Raw genomic sequence first — 15434 nt, forward strand, 5'->3', positions numbered from 1 at the left:
TCTTGGAGGCCTTCGGGTGGGGTGTCAAAATAGACTGCGGCCTCCAGAGCGCTGCTGACCTTGGTCAACGCAGAGGCCGTTACATACATTTCTTCGTCGTCCGCATGAGATACACAGCCCACTAGCAAGAATATGACGGCCACTAGAGACAAACTGAACTGCGGAACCATCAGGCCACCCCCCAAAATACGTACTCCTCCGTCTCGGTGTCTCTACCAGTATCGAGATTCCAGTGCCCCAGTTGCGCGAATATGGGTGCACTTGGCTGGATCAAACCTTCTGCCAGCTGTGCCCAAAACCTCAAGACATTGTCGATGGCCTGATCAAACAGAGCATCATAGTGCAGTCGCCCTCCTCCCGGGACCTCAAGATCCTCGATGAAGGTGGAGTCGATGTCTTCCTCCGTGGTGTAGCTTATCCCCGTGTGGGCACCAACGTGCCTTGCCCAGGCAAACAAACGTGTGCCCTCCTCCACCGTATCTAACAGACTGGCAAAGCCAGCATGCCACTCCGCTGGTTGCGGTTCATTGGATCGGTACCCTTCGGGATAGACCTCTGCCAATATTTGCTTCCACAGATCTTCGATGTCGCCATCTAGTGAGCCACTATTGTCAATGCACGCTTTGATACCGCTATCCAGATGTTCTGAGTCCCCGATGTCACCGAGATTTAGACGATAGAAAACATGAGCATCTTGGTACATCTCACAGCGTCGATGATTTTGCTGATTGGCATGGTAAGGACCAACCTTGAGCTCCACGACCGGGTGAATAGTCAGGTCGGCTGCGACATGGGCCGCATAGCCAAACAGCCAAGCCACGCCTTTCTCCCAATCAGGTCCAGTGCGGTCGCGCAGCAATCTAAGGCCAGAAGCCAATACCTCGCCAGTGCGCTCGTAGTGCATTTTATCGGCCCACTGCTTGGCTCGCGCATCCAGGCCTGGCGGCCACTGCAGCAGGTCCAGGGTGAGGTAGGGTAAATCGGGACTTACTGCACCCAGTTCCACGTATTTGAGGTTACGCATGAGGGCCCGCCCAACGTCCGGAGGTATGTCTGCTGCAGTCAACCGATGCGGCTCTCTGGCGAGATTAACGAGCGTTAGATGAGCGTAGGCTCCGGGCATGGTATTTCTCCAACTCTACTAACACCGGATATCAATAACCTGATGCAACCGATGTATGACGCAATATCAACCTTTCGGTGGAAAAGGATCATTCCCATAGGAATCTCTCTCGCGTATTCGCCCATCCCGGCCATGGATCAACACTTCGCTTTCTTGATTCCGGGCGATCTCCCTTGCCGCCTCGGCCGCTTCGGCTTGGGTCGAGTGATGTGATGTATCCCGAGTGTTGCCTTCGCCCTTGACGGCCCATCCATTTTCGCGCTGCACGACATGCTGGTTTTTGCCTGACATTTGGCTTGCCCCTCTATTCAGACGACATAAAAGTTTAAACACATATCGCAAAAAAATACAAGATATAGTGGTTGTAATCTAAAATATGGCTATATTTATGGTTTGAGAGTGAAGCTTAGTGGAAGTCGGCGCCTTCGAGAAAATGCGCCCCGTTAAGCGAGCTGGCTCACAAATTTCAGCGGCCTGCCATACAGAAGCAGATGTATAGCGATGCTGTGCCGAAGGGTATGACACCCGATATTGAAGGTTGGCTCCCCGTCCCCACCACCTGCACGGTGAGCCTCTCGATGTCGATGCTGACCGCCCGGCGCGTGATCGGATAGATCGTTCGTCCTTTCGAAACTTCCCCATCCACAGGTAGCTGTGGACCCGGGTGTGAAAGTTTCGATCCAAAACCGGAATAAACCGTTCTGGCGAATGTTGCAGGCTGCGTTGTGCCGACTGTGACCACGCCCAGAAATTCCTGTTCTCCCAAGAAAATTTTGAGGTACTGCTAAGGCGGGACCACCAAATAAAGTCTTTTTAAAAGCAGGCTAGCTCAAGATGGGTTCTGCAGACGCTTAGGGGAGCGGGCAAAAAAGGAACAATATGGAGGGGATGATCATGCCTAAACTGCATTTGAATCGCTTTGCTTTAGAGCTGAAAAGTGATGTGGTGGAAAGAGGGAGTTAATCAGACCTTTCCTAGCCGGGCCACCCCTCGTTAGAAATAATCCTCGCGGCATCTTGATCATAACTAGCTGCCACTTCTCGTAAAGTAGTGGCCAATCGATGAAAACCTGCATTTTCAACCAAGTCTGCTCTTTCACGGTACGTTTTTGCTAGAGCTTTCTCCGGCTTGCCCTCTGGATCAATTGCATGAACACCGCGGGAATTTCTAATGCCCGTTCTATAACCATCTCGTAAACTTGATCGATCTCTATGATTCATTTCAGCAGCGATAACTGCGTGTATCCACAAACCATCTGGGTCGTTCGGGGAGTTGACTAACACATGTCCAAGCTGAATCGAGGCAACGTCATAATGTCCTGATGCTTTCACTATTTCTTCCATCGTGGTTAACCATTCAACAAACGTTTCAGGATCAAATTCACCGTTGACTTGTGTGCCCGGAACCACGCTCCATGATGAGAGCAAGCGATACGCGTTAGTGGCCATTTTGCGGTGCTGCTCGGATGGCTCACCTTCGTTTTCGGATCCCTTTGCACGATAGATGAGCTGTATCAGCTCACAAAAAAAACCAGGCTCGGACGCCAACTTCTTTTCGAGTGTTACGGGTGCGCATTCTTCTTGCTGGGCCAATAAAGGAACGTAGACCCATTCAACATGAAAAAGCTTTTCAGGATCTGTGGTACCACTTTTCTGAAGAGCCCTGATGATTTTCAGAATATGGTAACTATCAGTCCTCCTCGACTGCTCTTCTGTCTTCACGAGAGCTAATAGTGCATCACAGGCAAGTTCAGGATTTATCTTTCGCTTACGAAAGATATCCCGAGACAACCCATCAATAACTGCACTAGGCCGCTCGTGTTCCAGCAACTTAGTCAGGGCGTACTCCGTATCATCATCAGTTTGATAAGTGTTGGCGCTAGTATTTTTCCAGTACTCCCACTCATATTGACCAAGAAGTTTAGCAGCCCTTTCCCATGCACTTTTCTCAAATGGCAGTGCACAGAGAAGATTGGCAATCTCCTTCGATTGCCATCCTGACTTGTCGAGATCATCGAACCATTGCCAGCCTCCTGTATGTCTTCTGCGCCAAGCGTATGCGGCTACAAAAGACCAGGTTTTTTGGTCCGCTTGGTTGAGCAAACCTGGCAGCAAATTGCTATCAAATTCCTGTCTTTCAAAATCTGCAAGCACTTCCCCAACCCGGTGGGGGCTCTTCACTTGCCCTGCGAAAAACAGTACTTGCTCGAAACCCTCTTTTTCCAAAATCTCCTCTACCGCAGTCTTTCGGACTTGAAACAGCCTCTCCTGTTCTTCCTCCCAGTCTCCCTCTCCTTCATACAAATAGGCGTCTGGATCAGAAAATAATCGTCTATGCAAAAGACTGGGAGTGCCTGGAGACAGCTTATCCGCAATCGCCTCTAAAAATGACAGTGACTCGTTCCCGAGTGACCAGGGTGCATCGGGAAAACGGCGATGGTGTGCAACTAGCTTGCGTAATTTGCCCCAAATGGGTAACCGATCCTGCTCTGGTAAACTCAGGCAACGCGCTGACATCAGCTTGTCTGTGAACTGTTGGGAAGCTGGCGCAGGTAGGTGGTCGTAATTTTCGGCTAGCGCTGCAAGCTTTGTCACATCGAAATCCGCTTGCTCTACGAGCAGCTCAGCACAGAATCGAGACTGCACCCAATACTCATCACGAGTAACACCTTCTTTCCAGCCCTCTGGAACTATTTTCCTCCATACTGGCCTATGTGTTCCCGAAGTTGAGGTGTGCTGTCCGGGCAACAGACTCTGGAGTACTTTCCACGCGACGGCCGGCTGCTCAGCAGATATGGTTCTCAATGCCGCCTGACGTTTTTCCAAGGAGGCCAGTGTATGCGGCATCCATGGTAAAAAAATGTCGGATAATGAATTCTCCGGCCTGTTTGCCCAATTGCCCCCAGGATCATGGGAGGCCAGATCTGCTAGAACAACCGAGGCTCGACTCAGGTACGCTTCATCCCAAGCGATGCCCTCAAGTGCCCAGAGCAGGCCAGAAATATAGTTTCGCCCGAAAATTCCGGTGTCTTCTTGCTCAAAAAGCTTTTCAAACGGAGAGGGGCTGGCGGATATGGCCTCCTCTACAGCTGACAAAAATTCATCTGGGTGGGCTTCCGAAAGGGTAGGAAGCAAGCTATTAAGACTTCCCCATCGCACCCAATCGCTATTTTCAAAGAGCTTACGAATTGAAATAGCAGCAATACTATCGGGCTTACCAGCGCTACAATTGGTTAAAGATTGCTGCCTACTACCAATGAGTGCGAGCCCATCTGCCAACCCCTGACGCAGATTGTTAGAGTGTGGTAGTAGCTTTTCATAAATCGCTGCTGCATACCTTTGCTCGCCGGGTAACTCAAACGCTGGGTCGTCCATACCAAGGACACGCAATGCTATAGATTGGAATCCATCTAAGTGGTCATCGAAAAGCCTTCCGCCCAAGTCCTCCCAGGATTTCACTCGGTCTTTGAAACCCCAAATACCATTTTTGTAGCCTATTGGAGAATCGTGCATTTGTAGTGTTTCCCTAAGATCAGAGACCCAATCGCCATACTCCTCACCCACTATCTGACTAATAACTTCAAGATCCGCTTGATTGGACTCAGACCAACTGCCAATGAGCATGGCAAGAGCAAGTTTCGAGGCGGCAGCATGATGATTCCAGTTTGTGGCGGCAGGCGAGGCAGCTACGCCGGTATCGACGTTTGCCTGCTCTTCTGTAAAGCTTATTGGGATATACGTGACGTCGGGTTCCTTGAAATGCGCAACCAGATCTTCAGAAAGCGTTTCAACAGTGATGGTCCCGGCATATTGATTGAAGTCCTGTACTTCATTAAGAATTTGATACCAAATTTTATCTGCAATATTCCTGTTGAACTGTGAGATGTGCGACTGCAACAGCGATGATACAACTCCTGCTTTCCTAGCTAAATCGTAACCGAGCAGATGGAAATTCCTTAGGAATTCGTAAAGATCGTTATCATCGACGTCATTACCACCATTTGCAGCTGTGAGCTGTTCTTTGAAGGCATCAAGCTTGCTTCTAACCACATCTGAACAGAATTTTGCTCTGCTAAGCTGTGTGAAGAATTCGTCTGCGTCACGAGTATGGCGAGCCTGCTCCAATAGTTGAGTAACACCGTCGCTATCGGTCGCACTCAATGGCCCTGTAATCAACGCGATGACATCTTTTCCTTTGGTAAAGACATCCTCGTTATTGAAGTCATCCCAAGCGGCTTGAATTACTTCAGCAAAAATCTTGTTCTTCCGAGTGATTTGGATGGAATTTTTAACTTGTCCGAGTAGTCGGCGGCGCTCGTTGGTGGCTGGATTCTCTACGAACACTATCAAATCATCGGTGGCGTATCCTGCGACTGCGCCTTGGAGCTTAATTTCTACGATTGGCCAAGATGGCAGGCAAGGGGCATAACCACGGCTTAGCATAAGAGTGACGAAAGTGGCCTGAATATTGGCCTCAAATCGAGCTCCTCCACTTCCCGTGGAAAACGGATTGCTTAATTCTTTACCCACGTTAGATTTTACCACAGGGCCCGATAAGCCCTTTACTTGACGACAGTGAGAACAGGTCACATTTTCATCAAACATGCTTATCCGGTACGGGTGTTCAACGTGTCCGTCGTGGACTTTAAATGCATGGATAAGTTCTGCCGCGTCTTTCATGTTTTGGCTATACCTGACTGTGGCTCTAAATCAATCATAACACCTCAATTTCTATGGAAAATCAACGAACTCGATGTCGTTTCCGCTGTCATTGCAGTCGCGACCACCGCCCAACACTCGTGATCGTTAGCAATTTCCAACCAAATTTTGCGATGGACCCACCGACGGCAGCAATCAACGTTCTCAGCAACATAACCGAGTCAATGGAAGTCCACTCCTTCCAGAAAATGCGCTCCGTCGAACGTTAGCACATTCGTGTACACCTCCGTCGACTCCACACTTCGGTGACCGAGGAGCTGGCTCACAAACTTCAGCGGCCGCCCGTGCAGAAGCAGGTGGATCGCAAAGCTGTGCCGAAAGGTGTGACACCCAATCTTGAACGGTGCCTCTCCCCCCACCTGCTCGATCAATCGGTCGATGTTGGCACTGACCGCCTGGCGGGTGATCGGAAAGATCCGCTCGTCCTTCCGAAACTTGCCCATCCACAGATAGCTCTGTATTCGAGTCTGAAAGTCCCGATCCAGAATCGGGATGAAGCGCTTGGGCGAGCGTTGCAGGCTGCGTTTACTCGGCCGCCCTGCCCCTTGCTTGAGCGTCTTGAGGACCACCCCGAAGTCGTAGCAGTCGTCGTGGAAGCTCGCCGGCGTGATCGCCAACACCTCGGAGACCCGCGCGCCGGTGCACCACATCAGATCCAGGATCAGCCGGTGCATGGGGTGGGTCTCGGCCTCCAGCAGCGTCAGCACCTCGGGCTTGAGCAGGTACTTGGGCATGGTGTCGAGGGTCTCCAGCAGTAACGGTCGCTTGTCGATGAGCCGGTCCCAATCGATGGTCACCTCGGTGATCGGGAACGACACCAGAGGCCGCTCCTGAAACCCGAGCGAACGCGTATTTCGGGACGGGCGCGGAAATGACCGCGCGCTGGTGATGGATTTTGACATTTCCCCTCCGGGGTTCTGTCAATTTCTGGGTGGAATTAAAGGTCCGACTGAGCGCCCTCTTCCGGCCCCATAAGTATGGCAAGGGCTCGGAAAACCGCAAGAAACGTAGGCCAGTTGACGAACTACGGCAAACTGTCAAGATGGTTAATATTTGATCAATCGAGAGGTGTTGACCATACTGATTAGTCCGTTAATCGCTCGGGGACCACCACATGGTTCCGTTTCGCTCCATTAGTCAACCTCCGCCTCTGGGCGACCATTCTGTGCGTTTCAGCCAGAATCAGTTAGTCCCGGCGCAACAACCAACCCGCTTGAAACTGACCAAACAGGCGGACTATTACGAGCAACGCTGTGTCAAATACCCAGGGCGAGCCAGCTTCCATTGCTACGCTGAGTTCATCCATGCCCTGCTGCTCGAGGCGGATCCTGAGGTCACCAGTTTTGTTCCGCAGCCATACCAGATGCTGGTCAACCGGAAACCCTACGTACCCGATGTCTACGTGGTCCGGAACAGGCAAATCGAAATCCTAGAACTTAAACCGCGAGCGGAGTTTGACGAGAACAAAGAGATCCCGTTACGGGCGTTCTTTGAGCAACACGGTATGCATTTCGCCGTTTTGGCGAACGAAGCGGTGCTCAACCAGGAGCGATTAGCGCTTCACTGGCTGCCCATCGTTCAAGTGCTGGCCGATGCCCATGCCCACGGTTTCGATACCGTTGACCAAGAGCAGCGGATGTTTGATACCGCTAGACAGGAAACCACCATAACCATCGGCGATCTTCTTGGGGATGCGCCGAGAATAGAACGTTATACCACTGAACTGGCCTTATACCGATTACTCCATCGTCATGACCTGCACTGTGACTTGTCCAAGAGCCCACTCAATTACGAGACCGAGGTGACAGCATGGTTTTGAAGTGGAGAGAACGTTTGTGTCTCGAGCCGGAATGGAATGAATTCAAGCGGTGGCCGTTTCTGGATAGCCAAACGTTGTCATTAGAGAAGCGTCGGGGCTACCTCACCAACGCCCGGATCGTCGCCGCCATTCTGGACGGGCGCCCCGTCAAATCCGTCGCCGAGAGTTTCAACGTAACCCCAGGCCGGGTCAGCCAATTGATGGACCGATGCCTTGCAGGCGAAGAGGATACACCTCCGGCCCTGACGACAGGTCTTATTCCGCACCAACGATTGGAAACATCCAGCCGGAGGGCCGTCCTTGGTACAGTGGGTAAGCCAGCCGGGGACCGCTGCAGCTTTCAATACCTCTTGGCGACAGTTCCGGGGCTGGCGGACTACCTGATGACCCAGATCCGAGCAAATGTCCGTCGGAACAAAAACAGCCAGAATCTGACCCCTCGACGATTCCACGCCAGCTTCATCGCTTACCTGAACGATCAAGATTGGCCCAAAGATACCTACCCATTTACGTCATCTTCTTTGGGTTACGAATCCTGTCGCCGTCTTCTGGAACGCTCTCTGATAGACATGCAGATGCCAAAGGAGCATCGCCGCGTGCTCGGTGCCAAGACCATGCCGGTTTGTGCTTTTCAAGAAATTCATATCGACGAGGCTCATGTCGATTGTAAGGGGGCCGTAGCAGTGGTTCTCCATGATCAAATGAAGCCACTTCGCCTGGGGCGCATTTCCTTACTTCTCGCAAGGGACGTCGGTACCGGCTGCGATCTAGCCGCCACCATAGCACTGTCCGCCCACCCCAACTCCGCCGATGTGTTGGCACTGTTAGAGCAACTCGTACAACCGTGGGAGCCGCTTGCGCTCACTGCGCCAGGGTTGTCATATTCGGCGGAAGCCGGTTTTCCATCCGCCTTAGACGAGTCGTTTTGCCGGCCTACCTTCGGTATCGTTCGACTGGATAATGCTCTGGCTCATCTCTCGCACCAGGTCCGTCGCATGATCTGTGAACACCTTAGTGCGACCGCTAATTTTGGGCTACCTAAAAACCCGAAGGCGCGCGCACTCATTGAGCAGGCGTTCCGTCGACTGAATCTGGACATTCACCGGTTTCCCTCAACGACCGGTAGCCATCCGAACGACCCGCTACGTGAGCCCTCTAAACTACAGAAAAACCCTCCATTTGTGTCCCTGCGGGCGCTGGAGGAAGCGATCAGTGTGTTGTTGACCGAATACAACCTGACCCCCTTAGCCAATCAGGGAGGAATCACGCCTCTGGAGCAGATGCAGTACCAAATGACCAACCACTTGCTGCCGCTCCGCGCCAGCAACCTTGGCCCGGGACTCGGTCCGTACCAACGCAGTCAGATGGTAACCGTGCGGAAGGGCTTCAGGGCGGAGGCCCCTCGGATCAACTTTGAAGGCTGTCAGTATTTGGGCTCAGCACTGAATTCTGCGGACCTGCTCAACCAGAAGGTAACGGTTTTGTTCGACATTCGGGATATTCGGTCGCTTCAGGTGTTCACTTTGGATGGCCGTCCCCTTGGCGTCGTCCAGGCGCCCCATACCTGGATGCGCTTCGCCCACTCAGTGTCTCTACGTAAGCGAATCAATCATCTGGTTCGGCAAGATGTGGTCTCGAAAAGAGACCCGTTGGGCGGGTTCTTTGACTACATGTTGGCACACCGACATCTGCCGAAAGAGGCGCTTTCGTTGGTAAAACTGGCAAAGCTGATGCCGGAAGAACACACACAGCCCACCAAAGCGGCGGAAGACACAATGCCGAACTCAGGGAACGATTCCGCACTTCAGCGGGCGCTCGAGCGGCTGCCGGATTGGAACCCCGATATGGCAAAAAAACGGAGGTAGCGGTCACAATGTCAGCCGCATCGATACTAGAGGATGCCAGCGTTTTTTGGATCCCCACACCAATGGCGAGGGCGCTTGAAAGGCGGATAGAAGCCTGGGTGCGCTGTGGTCATACCGGCGGACTCATCATTGGAGAGGCACGCCTGGGGAAAACGAGGGCAGTCAAAGCGTTGCAGCATCGACTACAGAATCGCAGCGGCCAACCTATCCATGTATTTTATACCCATTATGGGCTGCGAGACGTGGAAACGATTCGAGCGGTGTTTGCCAAGGTTGCCCGAGCACTAAATTTTGAGCTGCAACGAAAAACGGCCGATATCTTGTTAGAGAACATTGTCCTCCGGCTCGCCGAAGCGGCGTTGGCCAACGATACGCGGCAGGTGGTGCTGCTTGTCGACGAGGCGCAGCTCTTAACCCTTGATCAACTCAATGCCTTCGCCGAGATCTACAACGATTTAGTGAATTTACACATCAACTGTTCCGTGTTCTTTATCGCCAATCAGGATCAGTTCCATTCTCTGGGTAAAGCGTTGCTTCGCCCTGAAAATCGCTACTTAAGGGAACGGTTCTTCAACAATTTCGACTACTTCTATGGCATTCGGTCTGAACAGGAACTGAAAGAGTGCCTTGAAGGATACGACCACCTGGTCGTTTCCGACTCACCATCAACCTGCGCCACTGAATATTTTTGCCCCACGTTGTTTGGCCAAGGCTGGCGACTTGCCGACATCGCGCCGCTTTACTGGCGTCATTATCGCGAGCGTTACGCTATTCCTTTGGGGCTGACCTCGTGGGGAATGGCCCAGTTTACGCGGGCGACTAATCTACTCCTTATGGATTACCTGCCAGCGTGCACGGAGAAAGACGACCGGGCTCTGTTGGAGGCGTGTGTCATCAAGAGCTTGGAAGGTGCAGGGATTGCACCCAGTTTGGTATCTCTGGTTGGGAGTTCGGGATAACGCCCGTTAGCGGAGACGATGATGACCTACCGGTTGAATAAGGGTTTATTGTGGGCAACCCCTCTGGAGAGCTCCTACGCCCGAGCACGACGTTTGTTCGTAGCCAATCCCGGCCTGAGCCTCTCTCGCCTCAAACGGGTTCTCCCGCAGCTACCGTCTCATATCTACCAATGCCCGAAGTGCGCAGACTATTTGTTCCACTCTTGGCTTTACGATCTGCCATGTCTAAGGCTTTGTCCAATTCATCATTGCGAATTTCGTTTAAAGTGCCCTGCCTGTGGTCGCCGCTGGACTCGAGTATTCCAAGCCCGAAAACCCTCTTGTAACACGTGTGGTGCACTGCCAAAGGAAGCTTGGGGAAAAACATGGTTAAAACGTCGGGAAATGCGCAAACTGAGTTGGCTCGCTCGATGGATAGAACGCTGTGAGGCGAACAAGGCCAACTACGCCTATGTGGGCTTAATGGACGTACAAGGCCGGGTCGGCAGACATTTTGCTCAAGAACACCCGAATTTCTTTGAACCAAACATCGATAACCCCTACTACCTAGCCTTTGAGTGTCAGCGAGCAGCCGGAATCTATCAAGACCGATTGAATCGTATGAACGTCGTTACTCACAATCGAGCCCTGAGGTCCCGAATTTCCGAACTTCGACACTGGCCGAAACTAGACTGGCATCAGTCTCCCAGACGAATGGGCCATACTCCTGAGAGTGACCATCCGTTGGACGTTCATGAGGCTCATATGCTCCGACTGATCACGGTAGCTCTTCGGCGAATTCTGCGCTGGCAAAAAGCATGTTTGGGGTTTGAGCACCGGCTTGTCTGGTCGGACTGTAGGCATATTCGGCCTGAAGACGTTCGCGAGGGCAAGGCGCCGTGCGATCTTTGCATGGCTTTCAGTCTCTGGTGTTTGCTCACTAGCCTTAAATTCACCAAACGGTATAGGGAGGGCGTGGACAATGAGGGCGCTCATGAATTACTCCGGTTGGCTAACTACCACCAGATGCCGAATATTGCGACTGGGGTTTTCATTGAGGATCACCAATCCAGGACATGGCGACCTTCCATAAGCTTTGAGCGTTGGCTTTTTTTGCGCGCGTCCGAAAACGCATTCGCAGAGTTTGTCAGTCTGGCAAACTGGATTTTCGTGAAAACCGCCGATAGAACCGTGAAATACAAGGCTACAGGTTATCATGGTCTTGGTCACATCTTTCAGCCTCCCCTCTATCCATCACACATTCTCGAAACTCGACTGGAGGAAGGACGACTGGTTGCGCGTTACTGGCCCGAGTCTCCCCTACTCGACATTAAATTGACCAATGATGCTCGTGACCGGATCCGACACTGCCACGGGGTTGGCCGGTCTGATTGGGTCTTTAGAGGGTCAGTTGAACCCGATTATCACAAGGTGCATCAAGGCCAAGCCAGGGAACTCTTTCATTCGGTGCGTCTTCCCTCCTCCCGTATTTTTGAGCCCTGGATCGCGCATGCCGCCAACGGATATCTCGATAACGTATGGTTTCCACACGACTTTGCGGTCCTACAAAGTACCCAAGAGAAAGAGCGTTTGTACGGCAGGGGTTAAGGCGGCATGCCAACATCCACACAGGCCTTTCTCAAGCCCAATGGTTCCTAGATGTGCTTGACTGATAATATCATCCAATTGGGCAACCTCTCTCAGCCATTTTACGGTTTCGGCATTACCTCCAATGACTTTGATAAATGCTCATACCGTGAAGTTTGGGATTGGAGAGCATCCAGCTTGCACGTTAAGATTTTGGACAAACCCGCACTCGACAGGAACACTCGGTGAAACTGGCCTGTTTCTCAAGTACCAACAGTCTGCACCGGAGAATGCGAGAAGTTCCAGAAGGTGACGTCCTAATCCATGCCGGCGACAGTCTCGGTCAGGGCACACTGGAAAATGTCTAAGACTTCAATGCGTGGCTTTGGCCGCTGCGGCATTGGCCTAAAATTGTGATTGCTGGAAACCATGGCCGGGCCTTCCAGGAAACGCCGGAAAAGGCCGGGCAAGCACTGACGAATGCCATTACCTGGAAGACAGCGGCGTTGTGATTGAGCGCGTTCGGATTTGGGGCTCGCCCTGGTCGCCCGCATTCATGGATTGGGTGTTTATGCTTAAACGTGGTGATCCGCTGTCTCAGAAATGGCAGCTCATTCCGGACGATACCGATGCGATGATCACCCATAGACCACCGAAGGGCATTGGCGACGAGGCGAACTTAGGATTCAAATGCCAGAAGGTTGGCTGCGTTAATCGGCTGGGCCGTATCCATCAGCTCTCACTGAAAGGGCACATTTTGGGCCATATCCATGAAGACTATGGTGAATATCAGCAGGGGCAAACGAAGTTGATCAATGCCAGCATCTGCACCGCTCGTTATGTGCCGAGCAACGCACCGATTGTCGTCGACATTTAAGAAGGTAACACGGGGTTGTTGCGGGATGGCAGCTTGCGAAACATGTATTTCCGGTTAGGCTCTCAATATTAGCCCGAACTCGGATACTAACCTCTTCGTCTCCCTTCAGGCTAAATTGGAGCAATTAACTGTGGGTATCGACTGGCATTATCCGCGGAGAGAGTTGGCAGCTAAAATCCTCAGCGTTTACCAGGTTGGCCTGTCTGAAGCTCTGACTCTATTCGCGCCCCTCCACATGGGGAAAACAGAGTTTGTCCTTCTAGATTTCATCCCCAAAGCAACGCAGTGTGGCTATATTCCCGTTTACGTAAACCTATCGGAGAACGCCGTTGATCCGGTCCTATCGCTTCTCGACGCGGTTCACGTGGCTCTCAACGAATCCAGCTGGTGGAGGCGAGCAACACAGAAATTTTGTGCACGGGTACCTCTCCGTGATCGGGATACACTGGGTGCTTTGAGCGAGACACTCAATACTCTGGTCGCCAGACATGACCGTATCTTTTTATGTCTCGATGAGGCCCAGCATCTGGCAGATAAACCAGAATTCGAGGTCTTGGTGTTTTTCCTGCGGACGTTCCTTGAGCAAAACCGCGAACGCATCAAAGTTATGTATACCGGATCTAGCCGAGATGGGCTTCGAAAGCTGTTCAACGATCGAAAAGCCCCGCTATTCAAGAGCTCATCTCAAATCGATCTTCCGCAACTGGGCTCCGGTTTCGTTGATCACATGCGCCAGTGTTACAAAGAAGCTACCACTCATGATTTTTCCCTGCAGGATGGACTGATTGCTTTTGATGCGGTGAACTATGTTCCAGGAGAGTTTCGGTCCCTGCTTGATAACATGATCGTCAGTGGTTCTAATGACATTATTCAGGAAGTTTCGACATGAAGGCGATAGTAGGTATTCCAACGTGACGGTAGAAGAACTGATCGCACAGCTGCAAGCTCTTCCTCCAGGAACGCCAGTGCTGGTTGAGGGCTATGAAACTGGTTTTGATAATATTTTGAAACTAGCGGAGCAACAGGTTGGCCAGTATCGTAATGCGCAGAAGTGGGATGGTGAGGACCAGACTCTGGATCGGTCCACCAAACCAGAGCGCGCAGCCTTGAAGCGGTGGTAATCCGTGGGCGCAGAGGAGGTCGAAGATGAAAGCCTTAAAAGAGAAAAAATTCTATAGCCTACGTGATCTACTGGCCCAATGTGATCCCAAAGCCCCCATGCCCGACGCGCTTCAGGACTGGGACCGGATGGCGCCGGTTGGTCTAGAGCAAGTCGTTATGAGCGATCGGACGCCTCATCAAGCTTCAACGCCAGGGCAAACACCGTAGCACCCGAAAGTCTGTTTCGAGCGAGAACGCTACTTACCGCTGTTATCCAGTTTGGGCTGGTCACGATCTTCCATAAAGTCGTCCGTAACACCATCGTCGGACTCAAAGAACTCATCCCACACAGGATCTGTTGGCCGATCATAGCGCTTGACGCAGTCTTTAAAGCGCTCCAAAGGAGGTAGCTCCGTCGGCAATAGTTCGGCGAGTTCGTCCGCATGACTGGAATAGCGATTGAGATTATCGAGAAGCTCTTGCTCGGTGATGCGCTTGATCTTCACAGTGGTCGGCCTCCCGTTATTCAAAGGCAACACGACTGGTGTTTTGGCAACACAATTGGTGTTTTAAATAGCAGCCGTTCGTCGTTATTGACTTTATACCGCTAAAAAACGTCAATATAAACCAGCATTCGATAATGCAAGTGCTCTAAAAAATGCTGACTGCAGGAGCCGCAGACCACATTTACACCAATTTTGTTGCCTGAACTTCTGTGCTTAGAGTGGGTCGATCAGAGAAGCCCCATTGTTATCAGGAATGGACCCGTTTACGTCTGTTGAGACCGGCCAGTAAGCCATACTCTCCCCCGAGGTCCTCTTGATATTTCCCTTCAGTTCATCAGCGGTTTTGGTGGGGTCGAGCCACTGATCCAGGGAGCTTGGATGGACAAGCGTTGGCTGCCGGTCGTGTATGTGGTGAATCTTCTTAGTTGCTGGCTCCGTGATGATTGCTACTCTAAGGGACGTACCCTCCCCTGTTGGCGTGTAGAGGCCAGCAAAGAACAGCGCTTCATCCCTTTCAAGATCTGGGCACGTGATGTAATAGGGTTGTTTTTGGCCATTCTCCAGTCGCATCCATTCATACCAGCCGTTGGCCGGGATCACGCATCGTTGGTGGTTGAACGATTCTTGGAAGTAGCGAGACGTTTTGATTGATTCGATGCGGGCATTGATGGGCGCTGGCGCCCTCTCATCGGCCCAGGAAGGTCGAAATCCCCACCAGGCATAGTCAAAGCGAGGCTCCCCAGATGGAGACTGTCGAATGCTCGCAATCTGGGTACCCGGGGCAATGTTGTAACGGGCCACCATATTCCCGGTAGCCATTGGGTAGTTCCAATATCGCTTGGCAACGAGATTGAGGGGTGAATGAAATACAAAGCGTCCGCACATATTGAGTCTTTGCCC

Annotated in this window: 13 protein-coding genes; 7 read left to right on the top strand and 6 right to left on the bottom strand. The window is 51.9% G+C overall.

Annotated features, from left to right (window positions below; translation table 11 throughout):
- Positions 1-169 precede the first annotated feature (169 nt).
- From MARHY_RS08885 to MARHY_RS08895, 4 genes are all read right to left on the bottom strand, one after another.
- Positions 170-1123 carry a zinc dependent phospholipase C family protein gene (locus tag MARHY_RS08885; protein ID WP_014421488.1) on the bottom strand — a complete coding sequence of 318 codons (954 nt, stop codon included), beginning with the start codon at positions 1121-1123 and terminating at the stop codon, positions 170-172.
- Positions 1124-1189: 66 nt separating this feature from the next.
- Positions 1190-1414: a DUF2188 domain-containing protein gene (locus tag MARHY_RS18520; protein WP_014421489.1), complete on the bottom strand. Its 225-nt coding sequence runs from the start codon at positions 1412-1414 to the stop codon at positions 1190-1192.
- A gap of 683 nt (positions 1415-2097) precedes the next feature.
- Entirely contained in the window at positions 2098-5802 is a 3705-nt protein-coding gene (locus tag MARHY_RS08890; RefSeq protein ID WP_014421492.1) for a hypothetical protein, read from the bottom strand.
- A gap of 200 nt (positions 5803-6002) precedes the next feature.
- A complete protein-coding gene (locus tag MARHY_RS08895; RefSeq protein WP_014421493.1) occupies positions 6003-6743 on the bottom strand; it encodes a tyrosine-type recombinase/integrase in 741 nt (246 codons plus the stop codon).
- 212 nt (positions 6744-6955) lie between these two features.
- Here MARHY_RS08895 and MARHY_RS08900 point away from each other — a divergent pair, with 212 nt between their 5' ends.
- From MARHY_RS08900 to MARHY_RS08930, 7 genes are all read left to right on the top strand, one after another.
- Complete coding sequence (locus MARHY_RS08900; RefSeq protein ID WP_014421494.1) at positions 6956-7660, top strand: hypothetical protein; 705 nt, start codon at positions 6956-6958, stop codon at positions 7658-7660.
- Positions 7651-9525 (top strand): Mu transposase C-terminal domain-containing protein, encoded by a 1875-nt coding sequence (locus MARHY_RS08905; protein ID WP_014421495.1) that lies wholly within the window; start codon positions 7651-7653, stop codon positions 9523-9525. Before MARHY_RS08900 ends, MARHY_RS08905 begins: the two co-directional genes overlap by 10 nt.
- 8 nt (positions 9526-9533) lie before the next feature.
- A complete protein-coding gene (locus tag MARHY_RS08910) occupies positions 9534-10484 on the top strand; it encodes an ATP-binding protein (RefSeq protein ID WP_041654702.1) in 951 nt (316 codons plus the stop codon).
- Between the two features lie 744 nt (positions 10485-11228).
- The gene (locus MARHY_RS08915; RefSeq protein ID WP_158011880.1) at positions 11229-12071 is read left to right on the top strand and encodes a hypothetical protein; all 843 of its coding nucleotides are present in this window, start codon (positions 11229-11231) and stop codon (positions 12069-12071) included.
- Positions 12072-12558: 487 nt separating this feature from the next.
- Positions 12559-12927 (top strand): metallophosphoesterase family protein, encoded by a 369-nt coding sequence (locus tag MARHY_RS18925; RefSeq protein WP_226374436.1) that lies wholly within the window; start codon positions 12559-12561, stop codon positions 12925-12927.
- A 130-nt stretch (positions 12928-13057) separates the two neighbouring features.
- Positions 13058-13816, top strand: a complete 759-nt coding sequence (locus MARHY_RS08925) for an ATP-binding protein (protein ID WP_014421499.1) — start codon at positions 13058-13060, stop codon at positions 13814-13816.
- Positions 13817-13838: 22 nt separating this feature from the next.
- Positions 13839-14048, top strand: coding sequence for a hypothetical protein (locus MARHY_RS08930; protein ID WP_158011881.1), 210 nt, complete (start codon positions 13839-13841; stop codon positions 14046-14048).
- A gap of 237 nt (positions 14049-14285) precedes the next feature.
- On the opposite strand, the gene MARHY_RS08940 is transcribed toward MARHY_RS08930, so the two are convergent.
- Positions 14286-14534 (bottom strand): AbrB/MazE/SpoVT family DNA-binding domain-containing protein, encoded by a 249-nt coding sequence (locus MARHY_RS08940; RefSeq protein WP_014421502.1) that lies wholly within the window; start codon positions 14532-14534, stop codon positions 14286-14288.
- A gap of 213 nt (positions 14535-14747) precedes the next feature.
- Entirely contained in the window at positions 14748-15419 is a 672-nt protein-coding gene (locus MARHY_RS08945) for an SOS response-associated peptidase (protein ID WP_041654708.1), read from the bottom strand.
- Positions 15420-15434: the final 15 nt, after the last annotated feature.

Origin of the sequence: Marinobacter nauticus ATCC 49840 (assembly GCF_000284615.1) — a bacterium.
Lineage (GTDB): Bacteria > Pseudomonadota > Gammaproteobacteria > Pseudomonadales > Oleiphilaceae > Marinobacter > Marinobacter nauticus.

What these genes read in the sequence shown, in the direction of transcription:
- MARHY_RS08895 (WP_014421493.1), bottom strand. Translation starts at nt 6,743, where the DNA reads ATGTCAAAATCCATCACCAGCGCGCGGTCATTTCCGCGCCCGTCCCGA.
- MARHY_RS08885 (WP_014421488.1), bottom strand. Translation starts at nt 1,123, where the DNA reads ATGCCCGGAGCCTACGCTCATCTAACGCTCGTTAATCTCGCCAGAGAG.
- MARHY_RS08910 (WP_041654702.1), top strand. Translation starts at nt 9,534, where the DNA reads ATGTCAGCCGCATCGATACTAGAGGATGCCAGCGTTTTTTGGATCCCC.
- MARHY_RS08915 (WP_158011880.1), top strand. Translation starts at nt 11,229, where the DNA reads ATGCTCCGACTGATCACGGTAGCTCTTCGGCGAATTCTGCGCTGGCAA.
- MARHY_RS18520 (WP_014421489.1), bottom strand. Translation starts at nt 1,414, where the DNA reads ATGTCAGGCAAAAACCAGCATGTCGTGCAGCGCGAAAATGGATGGGCC.
- MARHY_RS08900 (WP_014421494.1), top strand. Translation starts at nt 6,956, where the DNA reads ATGGTTCCGTTTCGCTCCATTAGTCAACCTCCGCCTCTGGGCGACCAT.
- MARHY_RS08945 (WP_041654708.1), bottom strand. Translation starts at nt 15,419, where the DNA reads ATGTGCGGACGCTTTGTATTTCATTCACCCCTCAATCTCGTTGCCAAG.
- MARHY_RS08890 (WP_014421492.1), bottom strand. Translation starts at nt 5,802, where the DNA reads ATGAAAGACGCGGCAGAACTTATCCATGCATTTAAAGTCCACGACGGA.
- MARHY_RS08905 (WP_014421495.1), top strand. Translation starts at nt 7,651, where the DNA reads ATGGTTTTGAAGTGGAGAGAACGTTTGTGTCTCGAGCCGGAATGGAAT.